Source organism: Streptomyces sp. DSM 118878, from assembly GCF_052936595.1.
This window is the reverse complement of record NZ_CP193622.1, coordinates 7,627,143-7,642,995: the sequence shown is the minus strand read 5'-3', so window position 1 is coordinate 7,642,995 and position 15,853 is coordinate 7,627,143. Positions and strand designations below refer to the sequence as shown.

The 15,853-nt window shown below is 70.2% G+C and carries 10 protein-coding genes; 7 read left to right on the top strand and 3 right to left on the bottom strand.

Going from position 1 to position 15,853, the window contains the following annotated elements:
• Positions 1–20: 20 nt before the first annotated feature.
• Entirely contained in the window at positions 21–2,180 is a 2,160-nt protein-coding gene (locus ACRAKF_RS33095; protein ID WP_447041541.1) for an MMPL family transporter, read from the top strand.
• A gap of 47 nt (positions 2,181–2,227) precedes the next feature.
• The gene (locus tag ACRAKF_RS33090) at positions 2,228–3,211 is read left to right on the top strand and encodes a class I SAM-dependent methyltransferase (protein ID WP_447041540.1); all 984 of its coding nucleotides are present in this window, start codon (positions 2,228–2,230) and stop codon (positions 3,209–3,211) included.
• A 26-nt stretch (positions 3,212–3,237) separates the two neighbouring features.
• Here ACRAKF_RS33090 and ACRAKF_RS33085 read toward each other — a convergent pair whose 3' ends face one another.
• The gene (locus tag ACRAKF_RS33085; RefSeq protein WP_447042286.1) at positions 3,238–4,254 is read right to left on the bottom strand and encodes a multicopper oxidase domain-containing protein; all 1,017 of its coding nucleotides are present in this window, start codon (positions 4,252–4,254) and stop codon (positions 3,238–3,240) included.
• A 244-nt stretch (positions 4,255–4,498) separates the two neighbouring features.
• Between ACRAKF_RS33085 and ACRAKF_RS33080 the strand changes: the two genes are divergently transcribed.
• On the top strand, positions 4,499–7,024 hold the full coding sequence (locus ACRAKF_RS33080) for a ThuA domain-containing protein (RefSeq protein WP_447041539.1): 2,526 nt from the start codon (positions 4,499–4,501) through the stop codon (positions 7,022–7,024).
• Positions 7,025–7,128: 104 nt separating this feature from the next.
• On the top strand, positions 7,129–9,279 hold the full coding sequence (locus ACRAKF_RS33075) for an OmpL47-type beta-barrel domain-containing protein (RefSeq protein ID WP_447041538.1): 2,151 nt from the start codon (positions 7,129–7,131) through the stop codon (positions 9,277–9,279).
• An 85-nt stretch (positions 9,280–9,364) separates the two neighbouring features.
• Here ACRAKF_RS33075 and ACRAKF_RS33070 read toward each other — a convergent pair whose 3' ends face one another.
• A complete protein-coding gene (locus ACRAKF_RS33070; protein ID WP_447041537.1) occupies positions 9,365–9,706 on the bottom strand; it encodes a hypothetical protein in 342 nt (113 codons plus the stop codon).
• Positions 9,707–9,807: 101 nt separating this feature from the next.
• Between ACRAKF_RS33070 and legP the strand changes: the two genes are divergently transcribed.
• A complete protein-coding gene (gene legP / locus ACRAKF_RS33065) occupies positions 9,808–11,670 on the top strand; it encodes a Dot/Icm T4SS effector Zinc-dependent metalloprotease LegP (protein ID WP_447041536.1) in 1,863 nt (620 codons plus the stop codon).
• 26 nt (positions 11,671–11,696) lie between these two features.
• Here the strand turns inward: legP and ligD are convergent, their stop codons facing one another.
• Positions 11,697–12,728: a non-homologous end-joining DNA ligase gene (ligD, locus tag ACRAKF_RS33060; RefSeq protein WP_447041534.1), complete on the bottom strand. Its 1,032-nt coding sequence runs from the start codon at positions 12,726–12,728 to the stop codon at positions 11,697–11,699.
• A 73-nt stretch (positions 12,729–12,801) separates the two neighbouring features.
• Between ligD and ACRAKF_RS33055 the strand changes: the two genes are divergently transcribed.
• Together ACRAKF_RS33055 and ACRAKF_RS33050 are read left to right on the top strand one after the other, a co-directional pair.
• Entirely contained in the window at positions 12,802–13,881 is a 1,080-nt protein-coding gene (locus tag ACRAKF_RS33055) for an ATP-dependent DNA ligase (protein ID WP_447041532.1), read from the top strand.
• Between the two features lie 151 nt (positions 13,882–14,032).
• Positions 14,033–15,823 (top strand): hydroxysqualene dehydroxylase, encoded by a 1,791-nt coding sequence (locus ACRAKF_RS33050; RefSeq protein WP_447041531.1) that lies wholly within the window; start codon positions 14,033–14,035, stop codon positions 15,821–15,823.
• Positions 15,824–15,853 lie beyond the last annotated feature (30 nt).

The window sequence follows — 15,853 nt, the reverse complement described above, 5'->3', positions numbered from 1 at the left end:
CACGAGATGAGGACGTTCCCTTGCCCGACGCACCCCGTGGCCCCTCCCCCCTGTACCGCTGGGGCGGGCTCATGGCCCGGCACCGCGTTCCGGTGCTCGCCGCCTGGCTCTGCCTGCTGATCGCGTCGGCGCTGTTCTATCCGAGCGTGGAGTCACGGCTGGCCGCTCCCGACTACACGGTGCAGAGCTCCGAGTCCGGGAAGGCGCAGCGGCTCATGGAGCGGCACTTCCCGGAGTCGGGGGCGGAGCACGGCGTGGTCGTGTTCCGCTCGGCGCGGCTGACCGCCGACGACCCGGCCTACCGGCGATCGGTCGCCCACGTCCTCGCCGCGCTGCCCCCGGACACGGCACGGCCGACCGGGCCCTACGACGCCGGGGGACAGGTATCGCCGGACGGCCATGCCGCGGTGGCGACGTTCCCGATGACGGGCAGCCTCTCCGACCGCTCCGACCAGGCCGCGGAGGTCCAGCGCCACATCCGGGACGCGGCCGAGGGCCGGCCGGTGGAGGCGTATCTGACCGGGCCCTCGGCGCTCACCGACGACCTCTCCGACGTCGAACTGCGCGACCAGTCCGTCGCCGAGGCCATCGGCATCCCGGTCGCGCTGCTCGCCCTGCTGCTCTCGTTCGGTGTGCTCGTCTCCGCCCTGGTGCCGGTGGCGATGGCGGTGAGCGCGGTGCTTGTGTGCACGGCGCTGCTCGGGTTGCTGGCGGAGCCGCTGAGCCTGGACCGGTTCGTGACGGTCGTCGCGACCATCATCGGCATCGGGATCGGGATCGACTACGCGCTGTTCGTGATCAGCCGGTTCCGCGAGGAGCTGGCCCGGCGCGGGGACGACCGGGCGGCGGTGCACACGTCGGTGTCGGTCGCCCTGCGCACCTCGGGCAGGACCGTGCTGACGGCGGGTCTGATCGTCGCGGTCGCGCTCTGCTCGATGGTGCTCATCCGGGGCCACATCTTCATGGAGATCGCGGTGGCGTCGGGGCTGATGGTCGTCTGCTGCCTCGTCACCTCCCTCACCGCGCTGCCCGCGCTGCTCGCCGTCCTTGGCCCGCGGGTGAACAAGGGCAGGCTGCCGCGCCGGCTGCGGAGGGTGGCACAGGACAGCACCCGGTGGGCGCGGTGGGCGTCGACCGTGCTGCGCCACCCCTACCGCCTCGGCGTGCCGGCGCTGTGCGTGCTGGTGTTGCTCGCGACCCCGCTGGCCTCGGTCAAACTGGGCGTCGACTGGGGGCTCGCCTCCCTGACCGGCACCCCGTCGGGCAAGGGGCAGCAGATCGTCGCCTCGTCCTTCGGTCCGGGCGCGGTGGGCCCGGTGCAGGTCGTCGCCTGCGGGCCGGCCGCCGATGCGGGGGTACGCCGGGTGGCGGCCGACGTCAGGGACGACGAGCAGGTCGCGCGGTTGCTGCCCGCCGAACGGTCGGCGGACTGCGCGAGCGTGCAGATCGTCACGACGGAGCGCGTCGACTCGCCCGAGGCCAGCACGTTCGTCCGCGACCTGAGGTCGGGGCCGGTGGACGACGCCTTCGCCGGTTCCGGCACCGAGGTGCGCGTCGGCGGGCTCAGCGCGGAGTACGTCGACCTGGCCGACGAGACCTCGGGCAAGCTGCCGCTGGTCGTACTGGTCATCCTCGTGCTGTCGTTCTGCTATCTGCTGGTGGTCTTCCGCAGCGTGCTGGTGCCGCTCAAGGCGGTGCTGCTGAACCTGGTGGCGACGGCGGCCGCGCTCGGCACCACCACCGTGGTCTTCCAGTTCGGCTGGGGCGAGCAGATCTTCGGCTTCACCAGCTCGGGCACGCTCCAGGCGTACCTTCCCGTCGCCCTGTTCGCGGTGCTGTTCGGGCTGTCCATGGACTACGAGATCTTCCTCGTCAGCCGGATCATGGAGGAGCGGGCGCGCACCGGCAGCGACATGGAGGCCGTCCCTGCGGGACTGGCGCGCACGGCCCTTCAGATCACCACGGCCGCCGCCATCATGGTGATCGTCTTCGGCAGCCTGCTCTTCGCCCGCGTCCTCGAACTGAAGCAGTTCGGTTTCGGCCTGGCCTTCGCGATCCTGCTCGACGCCACCGTCGTACGGCTGCTGCTCGTCCCCGCGGTGATGGCCGTCGCGGGCGGCGCCAACTGGTGGCTGCCCGCCCGTCTCGAACGGCGGCTGCCGACCGTGTGGAAGGAATGACCGTCGCCGGGCCCGCCCGGCGCGCTCCCTATCGAGAGGTGGACAGCATGTCCCGTTCCAACGGCTATCGCGGCGTCTCCCGCACGGCCGCGGCCAAGCACTACGACGTCTCCGACGCGTTCTTCCGCATCTGGCTCGGCCCGAGTCTGGCGTACGCCGCCGCACTGTGGGACGGCGACGACGACACGCTGGAGAAGGCCCAGCTCCGCAAGACCGACTACCTCCTCGACCAGGCGGGCGTGCGGCCGGGCAGCCGGGTGCTCGACGTGGGCTGCGGCTACGGCGGGGAGATGCGGCGGATGGTCGAGGAGTACGACGTCGAGTCCGTCATGGGCATCACGCTGAGCAAGGCCGCGGTCGACTGGACGCGGAACCTGGCGATCCCCCGTACCGACGTGCGGTTCGAGAATTGGGCGGACCACCGGCCCGCCCAGCCGTACGACGCGATCATCAGCGTGGAGGCGATGGAGCACTTCGCCCGACCCGGGATGTCCGGCCGGGCCAAGATCCGCGGCTACCGGGAGTTCTTCACGCGCGCCCGCGACTGGCTCGCGCCGGAGGGCCGCCTCGTCGTGCAGACGATCACGTGGGGGCACCGCTTCCCGATGGACCCGGAGCTGCTGCGCGGCCTGTATCTGGCGAGCCGCGTCTACCCCGAATGCAACCCCTCCTACCTGAGTGAACTACAGGCGGCCAGTGACGGCCTGTTCGACCTGACCGCGCTGCGCAACGACTTCGGCCATTACGGACGTACGCTGCAAAGCTGGCTGGCCAACCTGGACGCGGAGCACGACCGTGCGGTGGAGCTGGTCGGACGGCAGCGTGCGGACGACTTCCGGACGTGCATGACGACCGCCGTACGCGTCTTCCAGGAAGGGTGGTTCTATCTGCACCGGCTGACGTTCCGCCCGGTGCCTCGCCCGGTCGGCCCGGCCCGCCACTTCCTGGTGAACAACGTCATCGGCCGCGAGTCCCTGCCGACCCCGAAGTTCCTGCGCCGCCCGCCCGGCAAGGGGCAGCCGAGCCAGTGATGCCCCCCCCGGCCGCCCCGTCTCCCCTAGTGGTGATGCCCGGACGCCTCGTCCCCGCCGGAACCCTTCGTCTCCCCCGCGGCCTTGCCCGCGTGATGCGGCTCGTAGTCCGGGATCGTGCCGTCCTTCTTCTTCACCAGGAACAGGCCCGCCATCCCCATGTCCGAGTGGCTCTGGACGTGGCAGTGGTACATCCAGGCCCCGGCCCCCACGCCCTCGCCCGCGATGACCTGGAAGCCGAAGGAGTCACCCGGCCCGGTGATCTTGTCGTCGAGGATCTGGCTGGGGTCGTCGGGGCCCGTCAGCATGCCGGTGCGGTTGTCGGCCCAGCGGTGACCGTGCACGTGGAACGTGTGGTAGTACTCGCCGTGGGTGATCGACACGAACTCGACCCGGTCGCCCACCGTGGCCTCGAAGTTCGGGCTGTCGTGGCCCGACTTGTTGTTGATCGTCATGTCGTTGAAGACGATCGTGAAGGTCTTGTCGGGCAGCAGATCGCCCTTGCGCCGCACGATCAGCGCCCCGTAGAGGCCCTTGCGCACACCGCCCGTTCCGTGGTCCGTGCCGACCACGTGGTCGTGGTAGTGCCAGTAGCCCGCGGTCCCGGGCCGCCACGTGCCGTCCTTGCGGCGCCCCGGGGCGTGCGTGCGCCAGGTGTAGGTGCGCTTGCCGCCCGGCTCGACATGGCTGCCGGTGTGGCGGGTGCCGTCGCTGGAGATCTCGTAGTCCATGCCGTGGACGTGCAGGCTGGCGTCGACGTCGGTGGCGTTCTCGAACTCGATGTGCAGGGTGTCGCCCTCGTTGAGCTCGATGAGCGGGCCGGGGATCGACGCCTTGCCCTTCTCCAGGCCGTACCCCAACTGCCCGTCGGGGAGCTTCTCGGCGTACATCGTGATGCGCTTGACGTCGCCGCCGGCGGGGGCGGTCCTCGGCACCTCGGCGGTGCTCGCCTCGGGCGCGTTCACCAGAGACAACGATGTCACCCCGGCCGCCGCGACCGCGCCGCCCGCGAGCATCTTCTTGTTGAAGCTCCGCCTGTCCATGCGGAACGTGGCCGAGCGGAATCTGTCCATGCCGCGTCCACCCATGCTGAACTCCCCACTGCCCTACGGAGACTGACGGGGCGCGGGAGGCCCCGGGGACGGCCATACGGTAACCACCACACCTTCGTTTATCCACACTCAGGACAAAGTTGGTGCTATCCCGGTCATACCTATTGGCGAGCCGCGAAAAGAGGTCTAGCTTCGTCGGCGCTGTTGCTGTGACCGACGAGGGGTGGGTGTACTCATGCGGCTCTCACCGCATCAAGGGCCCTTGGCCGTACGAGGATTGGGCAGAGCACGACGCAGACCGAAACGCTCGCGCCGGGCCTGGGCGGCCGCGCTGCTCTCAGGAGCCATGGTCACCGGGGCACTCTCGGCACAGGCCGCCTCCGCGCGGCCGTACCCGGAACCGCCCATGACAACGATGTCCCTTCCGTCGCCGCCCGGCGGCGCCAACGTCAAGGTGCTCGTCTTCCACGGTTCGGCGGCGGGCGGCGACGAGTCTCCCGTCGTCAACGCCGGCATCGAGGCCATCGAGAAGATCGGCCTCACGGGCCCCGAGGCCCAGCGGTTCACGATCGTGGCGACGGACGACGCGTCCGTCTTCACCAACGAGAAGAAGCTCGGCAGGTTCAACGCCGTCGCGTTCCTCACCGGCGGCGGCGACGTCCTGGATGCCGAGCAGGAGGCGGGCCTCGAGGCCTACATGGAGGCCGGCGGCGGCTTCCTCGGCATCCATGACGCGGCCCGCGCCGAGCCGTACTCCTCGTGGTTCACCGGGCTGATCGGCGCCCGTCCCGCGGACGCGAGCCCCACGAACGTCCAGCGCGCCACCGTCGAGGTGGGTGACCGCGAGAACCCGGCCACCAAGGACCTGCCGCTGGAGTGGAAGCGCCCCGACCGGTGGCTGAACTGGTCGAAGAACCCCTCGGGGGACGTGCATACGGTCGCCCGCGTACGGGAGTCGACCTACCAGCCGGGTGCGGGCAAGAACGGCTGGGACCACCCGGTGTCGTGGTGCCGTGACTACGACGGCGGCCGCTCCTTCTACACCGGCATGGGCGGCACCGCGGCGTCGTACGACGAGACGGACTTCCGCGGCCATCTGCGCGGCGCCCTGCTGTGGACCACCCGCATCGCACGGGCCGACTGCCAGTCGACGATCAACGCCAACTACCGGGCGGAGCGCCTCACCCAGGCCAACCAGCCGGGCAAGAACGACCAGATCGGCGAACCGCACGGCCTGGTCACCGCGCCCGACGGCAAGGTCTTCCACATCGGTCGCGGCGGCGCGGACTCCTCGCAGCCGGTGGTCACCGACTGGAACGACCCCGACGTCGGCAAGGGCACGGGCGAGATCCACGTCTACGACCCCAAGACCAAGAAGTCGACGCTCGCGGGGGCGCTCACCGTCTTCGGCAACAAGGGCGGCGGCGACGAGCTGATCAAGGTCGAGGAGGGGCTCCTCGGCATCGAGCTCGACCCGAAGTTCGAGCAGAACGGGTGGGTGTACCTGCACTACACGCCCCACTCGAAGATCAACCGCGAGACGCACATGGCCGAGCGGTACGTCTCCCGGTTCACGCTCGACCGCAGCACGGACAAGCTGGACATGGGCAGCGAGAAGGTGCTGCTCAAGTGGCCGGTGCAGATCCACAGCTGCTGCCACTCGGGCGGCGGGATGGCCTGGGACTCCAAGAACAACCTCTACATCGCGACGGGTGACAACAACTCCTCGCAGTTCTCGGACGGTTACTCGGGCAACAACCCGCAGCCGAACTTCAAGGGTGTCTCGTTCGCCGACGCGCGCCGCACCGCCGGCAACACCAACAACCTCAACGGCAAGATCCTGCGCATCCACCCGGAGGCCGACGGGACGTACACGCTCCCCGACGGCAACCTCTTCACCGGCAAGGAGCAGGCCGAGGGCGGCGGCAAGACGCGCGGCGAGATCTATGTGATGGGCGTCAGGAACCCGGCGCGCATCTCCATCGACAAGAAGACCGACACGCTGTACGCGGGCTGGGTCGGCCCGGACGCCGGCGCGCCGTCGACGACGTGGGGCCCGGCCAAGTACGACACGTTCGCGGCGATCACCCACGCCTCCAACCGCGGCTGGCCGTACTGCATGGGCAACAACCAGCCCTACCGCGACCGCAACCTGCCGGACCCGACGAAGCCGCTGGGCTGGTACGACTGCAAGAACCTCAAGAACGAGTCGCCGAACAACGACGGCCTGGTGAACATCCCGCCGGCCGAGCCGAACAACATCTGGTACTCCCCGCAGGGCGGCGGCGTCGACTACCCGCGCGACGCCAAGGGCGTGCCGAGCTACAAGACGTCGGAGCAGAAGACGCTCCTGCCGTGGCTCAAGGGCGGCGGCCAGGCCACGATGAACGGCCCGGTCTACCGCTACGACGCGGCGAGCACGAGCGCCGACAAGTGGCCCTCGTACTGGGACGGCAAGTGGTTCGTCGGTGACTTCTACGACGCCGACCAGCCCCGGCACGCCGTGGTGACCGACCCGAAGACGGCCGGTGGCGGCGGCCTCCCGGTGCACGCCGAATCGCTGAAGAAGATCATTCCGATCGGCAACGACGGCATCAAGAACCTCATGGACTGGAAGTTCGCGCCGGACGGTTCGCTGTACGTCCTGGACTACGGCCGCGGCTTCTTCACCTCGGACTCCAAGTCGGCGCTGTGGCGCGTGACCTACAAGGGCAAGGCGGCGACCCCGGCCGCCGGCGACCTGGCCAGGAAGGCGGGATGATGCGTACTCCGACGCGGCGGACCACGCGGACCGTACGGTCCGCACGGTCCCTACGATCCACCCGGAAACGAAGACTGTATACGGCGCTGTTCGCTTCGCTCCTGATGGTGCTCGGCCTCACCTCGACGGCGGCCGTGGCGCGCCCCGACAACACCGGGCTCTCCACGCGGGCGCAGACCCTCACGTGGACCGCCGACAACGACATCGCCAAGTACAAGACGGCGCCCACGACGGCCGTGGCGGGCCCGACGACGATCGTCTTCGAGAACAGCGAGGCGACCGGCAACACGACCGGCATGCCGCACACGCTGACGTTCGACGTCTCCGACCCGGAGTACAACAACGACGTCCCGCTGAACATCCTCGCCAACCCCGCCGACGACCAGGGCGGCAAGCACACCGCCGAGGTCACGCTCTCCCCGGGCCGCTACCGCTACCACTGCACGATCCCGGGCCACGCGTCGATGCAGGGCATCCTGGTGGTGACCGAGGGCGGCGGCGAGGACACGACCGCTCCCGAGGTCTCCGCGAAGGTCGAGGGGCAGACCAACGCCGACGGCGCCTACGTCGGTTCGGCGTCGGTGGCGCTGACCGCGACGGACGAGGGCTCCGGCGTCGACAAGATCGAGTACGCGGTCGGCGCGGACGGCACCTGGCAGCCGTACACCGCGCCCGTGGTCGTCGACCAGGTCGGCAGCCACAAGGTCCGCTACCGGGCCTCCGACAAGGCGGGCAACGTCGCGGCCGAGAAGTCCACCGACTTCAAGGTGGTCGCACCGGACACGGACGACAAGACGCCCCCGGAGACCTCGGCCACGGTGACGGGCGAGAAGAACGACCAGGGGCAGTACCTCGCGATGGCGACGGTCACGGTGACGGCGTCCGACACGGGTTCCGGTGTCAACAAGATCGAGTACGCGGTCGGTGACGGCGCCTGGACCACGTACGGCGCCCCGGTCATGGTGCACGAGACGGGCACCCACAAAGTCCGCTACCGCGCCTCCGACAAGGCGGGCAACCAGGCGGCGGAGAAGTCCGTCGAGTTCACCGTGGTCGCCCCGCCGGTGCAGGACAAGACGCCGCCCCAGACGTCGGCGAAGGTCGAAGGGACCAAGAACTCCGACGGCGCCTACATCGGCAGGGCGAAGGTGACGGTCACCGCGACCGACGCCGACTCGGGCGTCGACAAGGTCGAGTACTCGCTGGACGGCGGTCCCTACCTCGCGTACGAGGCACCGGTCACCGTCGACCGCGCGGGCCGGCACACGGTGGCGTACCGCGCGAGCGACAAGGCGGGCAACACCGCGGCGGCCAAGGATGTCTCGTTCACCGTCGCGCAGGGCGGCGGAGTGCCCGCCCCGAACTGCCCGGAGTTCGACGAGCGGTTGACGGTCATCGTCGGCACCGTCGACACGGGCGTCCCCAACCGGGTCACCAACAGCCGCTGCCGCATCAACGAGCTGATCGAGGACGAGAAGGAGTGGACGTCCCACGCCCTCTTCCTGAAGCACGTCAAGACCGTCACCGACAAGCTCAAGAAGGACGGTGAGATCGACAAGCGCGAGTACAACAAGATCAACCGCGCCGCCAAGGAGTCCGGCATCGGCACGCCGGGCCAGACGGACGGCTACCGCAAGATCTTCGACGGCACCCAGGCGTCCCTGGACAAGTGGGAGCAGGTCGGCGGCGGCAAGTTCGGCCTCAACGAGGACGGCTCGATCACCAGCAGCACCAGCGTCGACGGCATGGGCATGCTCTGGTTCCCCGAGCGCAAGTACGGCGACTTCTCGCTGAAGCTCCAGTGGCGGGACGACGCCCCGGGCAACGGCAACGCCAACGGCGGTGTCTTCGTGCGCTTCCCGCAGGTCCACGACCACCCGGAGGAGTCACGTCCGGAGTGGGTCGCCATCAAGTACGGGCACGAGATCCAGGCGCTCGACAGGCCTGACGGCGACATGTACAAGACGGGGTCGATCTACGGCTTCGACCGGGTGGGTCTCGCCGGCGCCGGCGTGACCCCGAAGGGCACGTGGAACGACTACGAGGTCCGGGTGGTGGACCAGCACTACTCGGTCTACCGCAACGGTGTCCTGATCAACGAGTTCGACAACACGGGCGGCCAGGCCTTCACGCCGCCGCGCGGCGACGACCCGGGCACGGACGGGCGGCGCTACTCGTCCGGCTATGTCGGCGTCCAGGTGCACGGGGTCACGGACGTGATCTCGTACCGCGACATCAGGGTCAAGGAGCTCTAGGCCCGGGATTCCTGCACCGCTTCGGCGCCCTCGCCCCCACCCCGGGGCGGGGGCGCTGTTGCGTTCGCGGTGGACTCCGTGCCGTTCAGCCGGCCGGCCTCACCTCCACCGCGATCGTGTCGGGGCCGCCGTGGGCCGCCACCGGGTTGCCGCGCACCGAGACGAAGTCCTCCGGGGCCACCGATCCCGAGCCGTCGACGTCGGCGTGGACGCGGACGGTGTAGCGCGCCCGCGGGTCCGGCGGCGGGACCTCCAGCGTCAGCCGGGGGGCCGCGGTGAGATCGACGCCGCTCTCCGCCGTGCGGGAGACCACCCGGGCGGGCGCGTCCGCCGCGGTGATCTCCTCGACCCGTGCGCGCAGGGTCACGGTCCCTCGCGGCGGCGGTGTGCCCGGCGCGATACGGACAGCGATTTCTACGTACCGCATACGCTCGCCCATCCCTTGTTGGTCGTGCCGTACCCCACTATTTTCCGCAAAATAGCGCCCTTTACGGCAGGGCGGGAAGTAAGAACCGAGGGGAGACACGGATGGCTGCTTCCGAGTCGCGAGTTGCGGGTGAGGGACACGGGGAGTTCCGCTCCTCCCGGGACAAGAAAACCGGTCTGATCGACGGCATCAGCTTCCAGACGAAACCCGTGCAGTACGTGGACATCGACGGTCTCGCCGTATTCGAGGGCGACATCGTGCTCGGGACGGTCGCGGAGGTCGAGCGCCGTACCGTTGAATTGCAGGCGGAGTCCGAGGGAAAGGCGCCGCAGTCGGCGGTCGTCATTTCCGGGAAACAGTTCCGCTGGCCGAACGCGCTCGTGCCCTTCGAGATCGACGGCGGCCTGCCGAACCAGCAGCGCGTGACCGACGCGATCGCGCACTGGCACTCCCGCACCCGGATGCGCTTCGTGCGGCGCACCCCGGCGAACCAGGCGCAGTTCCCCGACTTCGTGCGCTTCGTGCCGGGCGGCGGCTGCTCGTCGTTCGTGGGTCGGCAGGGCGGGGCGCAGAACCTCACGCTGGCCGCCGGCTGCTCGACGGGCAACTGCATCCATGAGATCGGGCACGCGATCGGCCTGTGGCACGAGCAGAGCCGTGCGGACCGCGACCAGTTCGTCACGATCGTCTGGGCCAACATCACGCAGGGCTTCGAGCACAACTTCGACCAGCACATCACGGACGGCGACGACGTGGGGCCGTACGACTACGGCTCGATCATGCACTACCCGCGGAGCGCCTTCTCGGGCAACGGCCAGGACACGATCGTGCCGACCGTGCAGGGCGTCACCATCGGCCAGCGCAGCGGTCTCAGCACGGACGACGTCGCCGCCGTGCACGCGATGTACGGACCTTCGCCCGCCTCGGGGCCCGTGGTGTCGTGGGAGTCGGACCGCCTCGACGTCTTCGGCATCGGCACCGACTCCGCGCTCTTCCACAAGTGGTGGGACGGCAAGGCGTGGGGGCCGGACATCAAGGGCTGGGAATCCCTCGGCGGCGTCTGCAAGAGCCCGCCGACGGCGCTCGCGTGGGCGCACGACCGGCTGGACCTCTTCGTGGTGGGCACGGACTCGGCGCTTTTCCACAAGTGGTGGAACGGGAACGCGTGGGGCCCCGGCGTCAAGGACTGGGAATCCCTCGGCGGAACGTGCGCCGGCGCACCGGAAGCGATTTCCTGGGGCCCGGACCGGCTCGATCTCTTCGTGACCGGAACCGATTCGGCGACGTACCACAAATGGTGGAACGGAAGTGCATGGGGGCCGAGCGTCAAAGGCTGGGAATCCCTCGGCGGTATTTCCATGAGCAAGCCGAAAGCGGTGTCCTGGGGCGCGAACCGGCTCGACCTCTTCGTGGTCGGTACGGATTCCGCACTCCACCACAAGTGGTGGGACGGAAACGCGTGGGGCCCCAGCGTCAAGGGCTGGGAATCCCTCGGCGGCATCTGCATGAGTGAGCCCGTCGCCGTCTCCTGGGGCCAGAACAGGCTGGACCTCTTCGTGATCGGCACGGACTCCGCGCTCCACCACAAATGGTGGGACGGAAACGCGTGGGGCCCCAGCGTCAAGGGCTGGGAATCCCTCGGCGGAGTGTGCGCGGGCACGCCGGCCGCCGTCTCCTGGGGCGCGGACCGCCTGGACCTCTTCGTCATCGGGACCGACTCCGCGCTGCACCACAAGTGGTGGGACGGCACGGCGTGGGGCCCGAGCGTGAAGGGCTTCGAGTCGCTCGGGGGCATCTGCACGAGCTCGCCGAACGCGGTCGCCTGGGAGCAGAACCGGCTCGACGTGTTCGTGCGCGGCACGGACTCCGCGCTCCACCACAAGTGGTGGGACGGCAAGGCGTGGGGGCCGAGCGTGAAGGGCTTCGAGTCGCTCGGCGGGGTCCTGACCCGCTTCACGGACTGAGCCTCACACGGTGAGCACCGGCCGGGTCAGTCGTCGTGTCTGGCCCGGCTCGGCTGTACCCGCTTGGGTTCGCCCGGCATCTTCGGGTACTCCGGCGGATACGGCAGATCGCCGAGGCCGTGCTCGCGCTCGTCCTTGTTCGCGAGGTCGAGCAGGGCGTCGAGCGAATGGGCCTGGTCGTCCATGCCGGCGTGGACGTCGCCGGCCTCGGCGAACCGCGCCGGCATCGTGGCGATGTCGAAGTCCTCGGGGCGGGCGTCCTCGACCTCCTCCCACCGCAGCGGCGCCGAGACCGGGGCGTGCGGGCGGGCGCGGACCGAGTAGGCGGAGGCGATGGTGCGGTCCCTGGCCGTCTGGTTGTAGTCCACGAAGATCTTCGCGCCGCGCTCCTCCTTCCACCAGGCGGTGGTGACCGCGTCCGGCATCCGGCGCTCCAGCTCCCGCCCGACGGCGATGGCGGCGCGCCGCACCTGGGTGAAGGTCCAGCGCGGCTCGATCGGCACGAAGACATGCAGTCCACGCCCACCGGAGGTCTTGGGCCAGCCCACGAGTCCGCCGAACTCGTCGAGGACGGTCCGCAGTTCGTGCGCGGCCCGCACCGCGTCGGCGTAGTCGGTGCCGGGCTGCGGGTCGAGGTCGATGCGGAGCTCGTCGGGGTGGTCGAGGTCGCCGCGCCGGACCGGCCAGGGGTGGAAGGTGAGGGCGTTGTACTGGACGGCCCAGATGACGGCGGCCAGCTCGGTCGGGCACATCTCGTCGGCGGTACGGCCGCTGGGGAAGGCGATGGTGGCGGTGGGAATCCACTCGGGGTGGTTCTTGGGAACCCGCTTCTGGTAGAAGAACTCCCCGGCGGCTCCCTCCGGGTAGCGCTGGAGGGTCGTGGGGCGGTTCCGCAGCGCGCGCAGGATGCCGGGGCCGACGGCCACGAAGTACCGGGCGACGTCCAGCTTGGTGAACCCGCGCTCGGCGAAGACGACGCGATCGGGACTGGAGAGCCGCACTTTCCGCTCCCCGGTGTCGATCTCCACGGCCGCGCTCCTGCCCTTCGCTTCACCCATGGGGCCACGCTAAGCGGGGCGGACATTCACCGCACACCGGGCGGTATGCGTGGACCCCTCGTACGTTTGGACCATGGATCTGCCGGTGATGCCGCCCGTGAAACCCATGCTCGCCAAGCCCGTGGCGAAGATTCCGCCGGGCATGCAGTACGAGGCCAAGTGGGACGGGTTCCGCGCCATCGTGTTCCGGGACGGGGACGAGCTGGAGGTCGGCAGCCGGACAGGGAAGCCGCTGACCCGCTACTTCCCCGAGCTGGTGGCGGCTCTGCGGGAGCGGCTGCCCGCGCGCTGCGTCCTGGACGGCGAGGTCGTGATCGCGCGGGAGGGGCACCTCGACTTCGACGCGCTCAGCGAGCGCATCCACCCGGCGGCCTCGCGCGTCGCGACGCTCGCCGAGCGCACGCCCGCCTCCTTCGTCGCCTTCGACCTGCTGGCGCTGGGGGACGAGGGCCTGCTCGACACGCGGATGGCAGACCGCCGCGCCCGCCTCGTCGGGGCACTGGACGGGGTGACGCCGCCGGTCCACGTGGCGCCGGCGACCACCGACATCGACGTGGCGCGGCGCTGGTTCGACCAGTTCGAGGGCGCGGGCCTGGACGGCGTCATCGCCAAGCCGCTCGACCTGCGCTACCGCCAGAACGAACGCTCCATGTTCAAGATCAAACATGAGCGCACGGCGGACTGCGTGGTCGCCGGTTACCGCTTCCACAAGAGCGGGCCCGTCGTCGGCTCGCTCCTTCTCGGACTGTACGACGACACCGGCACCCTCCAGCACGTGGGCGTCGCCGCCGCGTTCTCCATGACGCGGCGGGCGGAGCTGATCGACGAGCTGGAGCCGCTGCGGATGGAGTCCGCCGGGGACCACCCCTGGGCGGCCTGGGGCGATGAGGCGGCCCACGAGCAGGCGCGGATGCCGGGGGCGCCGAGCCGCTGGACGGGGAAGAAGGACCTGTCGTGGGTGCCGCTGCGCCCGGAGCGGGTCTGCGAGGTCGCGTACGACCACATGGAGAACGGGCGGCGCTTCCGTCACACGGCGAGGTTCCGCGCCTGGCGCCCCGACCGTGACGCGGAGAGCTGCACGTACGCCCAGTTGGAGGAGCCCCTCTCCTACTCCCTCACCGACGTGCTCGGCGGTCCCGAGAGCCACCGCTGAGCCCACCGGCCGCTTCGCGCCCCGCGGCCACCCCCGGCACCGTAATCACGCCAATGTGCGACCACGCGTCCCCGTGCCTTCCGCCCCGTCGGGCCCGACCGTATGCTCCACCGCCGGACACATCAGTTACCGATGGTAAGGGGGACGGGGCATGGGGCACAGCGGTGCCGGGGGAAGCACGAGGCGGGGGTTCGTCGCGGGGGCCGCGGCGGTCGGCGGGGCCGTGGCTCTGGGCGTGGGGCCCGGCGCGGCGCCCGCGGCGGCGAAGGCGGGCGCCGCGGAGGCGAAGCAGTCCGTGGCCGTGCTCGGCGGCGGGGTCGCGGGGCTCACGGCCGCCCATGAACTGGCCGAGCGCGGCTTCGACGTCACGGTCTACGAACGCAGGGCGCTCGGCGGCAAGGCCCGCAGCATGGACGTGCCGGACAGCGCGAGGGGCGGGCGGAAACCGCTGCCCGGCGAGCACGGCTTCCGCTTCATTCCCGGGATCTATCACAACCTTCCGGACACCATGCGGCGCATCCCCTTCCCCGGGAACGCCCACGGCGTCTGGGACAACCTCGTCGCCCCGCGCGAGATGTCGTTCGCGCGCACAGGCCGCGAGGATCTGCGGATGCCCATTCCGTGGCCGGGTTCCGAGCCGGAGCGGCTCACCCTGGACGACATCGCGCGGGCCCTGACCGCCCTGCTCGACACGGCCTTCCATCTGCCGGGCCACGAGATCGCGTACTTCGTGAACCGCGCCCTGGTCTTCCTCACGAGCTGCGACGAGCGCAGGGACAACGACTGGGAGTCGACGCCCTGGTGGGACTTCGTGCGGGCCGAGCGGATGTCGAAGGACTACCAGCGCATCCTGGCGATCGGCGTCACCCGCAACATCGTGGCGACCAAGGCCGAGGTGGCGAGCACCCGCACCGTCGGCACGCTCGGCGAGGCCTTCGTCCTCAACGCGCTCGGCCAGGGCGCGGACGGCCCGCCGGACCGGCTGCTCAACGCCCCCACGAACGAGGCCTGGATCGATCCGTGGGTGGAGCTTCTGACGTCTCTCGGGGTGCGGTTCCGGATCGGCTGGACCGTGCGCGAGCTGGGGTTCGGCGGCGGCCGGATCACCAAGGCCGTCATCGAGGACCCGGACGGCGTACGGCGTGACGTCACCGCCGACCACTACGTCCAGGCCATGCCGGTGGAGCACGCGCGCAGGACGTGGGGCGCCGCCCTGAAGGCGGCGGACCCGCAGCTCGCGCGCTGCGACAAGCTCCAGACGGACTGGATGACCGGCATCCAGTTCTATCTGACCGAGCGGCCGCCGGTGGTGAAGGGCCACTTCAACTGCATCGACTCGCCCTGGTCACTGACCGGCATCGCGCAGGCGGGCCACTGGCCGGGCCGTGACTTCGCCGCCGACTACGGCGACGGCGTCGCGGTCGAGTGCCTGTCGGTGGACATCTCCGAGTGGGACAAGCCGGGCATGCTCTACGGCAGGACGGCCAAGCAGTGCACCAGGGACGAGGTCGCCAAGGAGGTGTGGGCGCAGCTCAAGGCCGCGCTGAACGAGACGGGCAAGACGGTGCTGAGCGACGGCAAGCTGCACTCGTGGTTCCTCGACCCGGGCGTCGACGGCCTCGGCACGCCGCACCCCACCAACGAGGACGAACTCCTCATCCACCCCGTCGGCACCTTCCACAACCGCCCCTCGGCGGCGACGAGGATCCCCAACCTCTTCCTCGCCGGCGACTACGTCTCCGTCGACATCGACCTCGCGACGATGGAGGGCGCCAACGCCGCGGCGCGCCAGGCGGTCAACGCCCTTCTGCGGCAGTCCGGTTCGGACCAGAAGCCGTGCACGGTGACGCCGCTGTTCCGGCCCCCGGCGCTCGAGCTCGCCAAGCGTCACGACCGCACCCGCCACCGGCTGGGTCTGCGCAACGCGCTCGACCTGGGCTGAGACCGGCACCGTATGGGGTAAGACGTACGC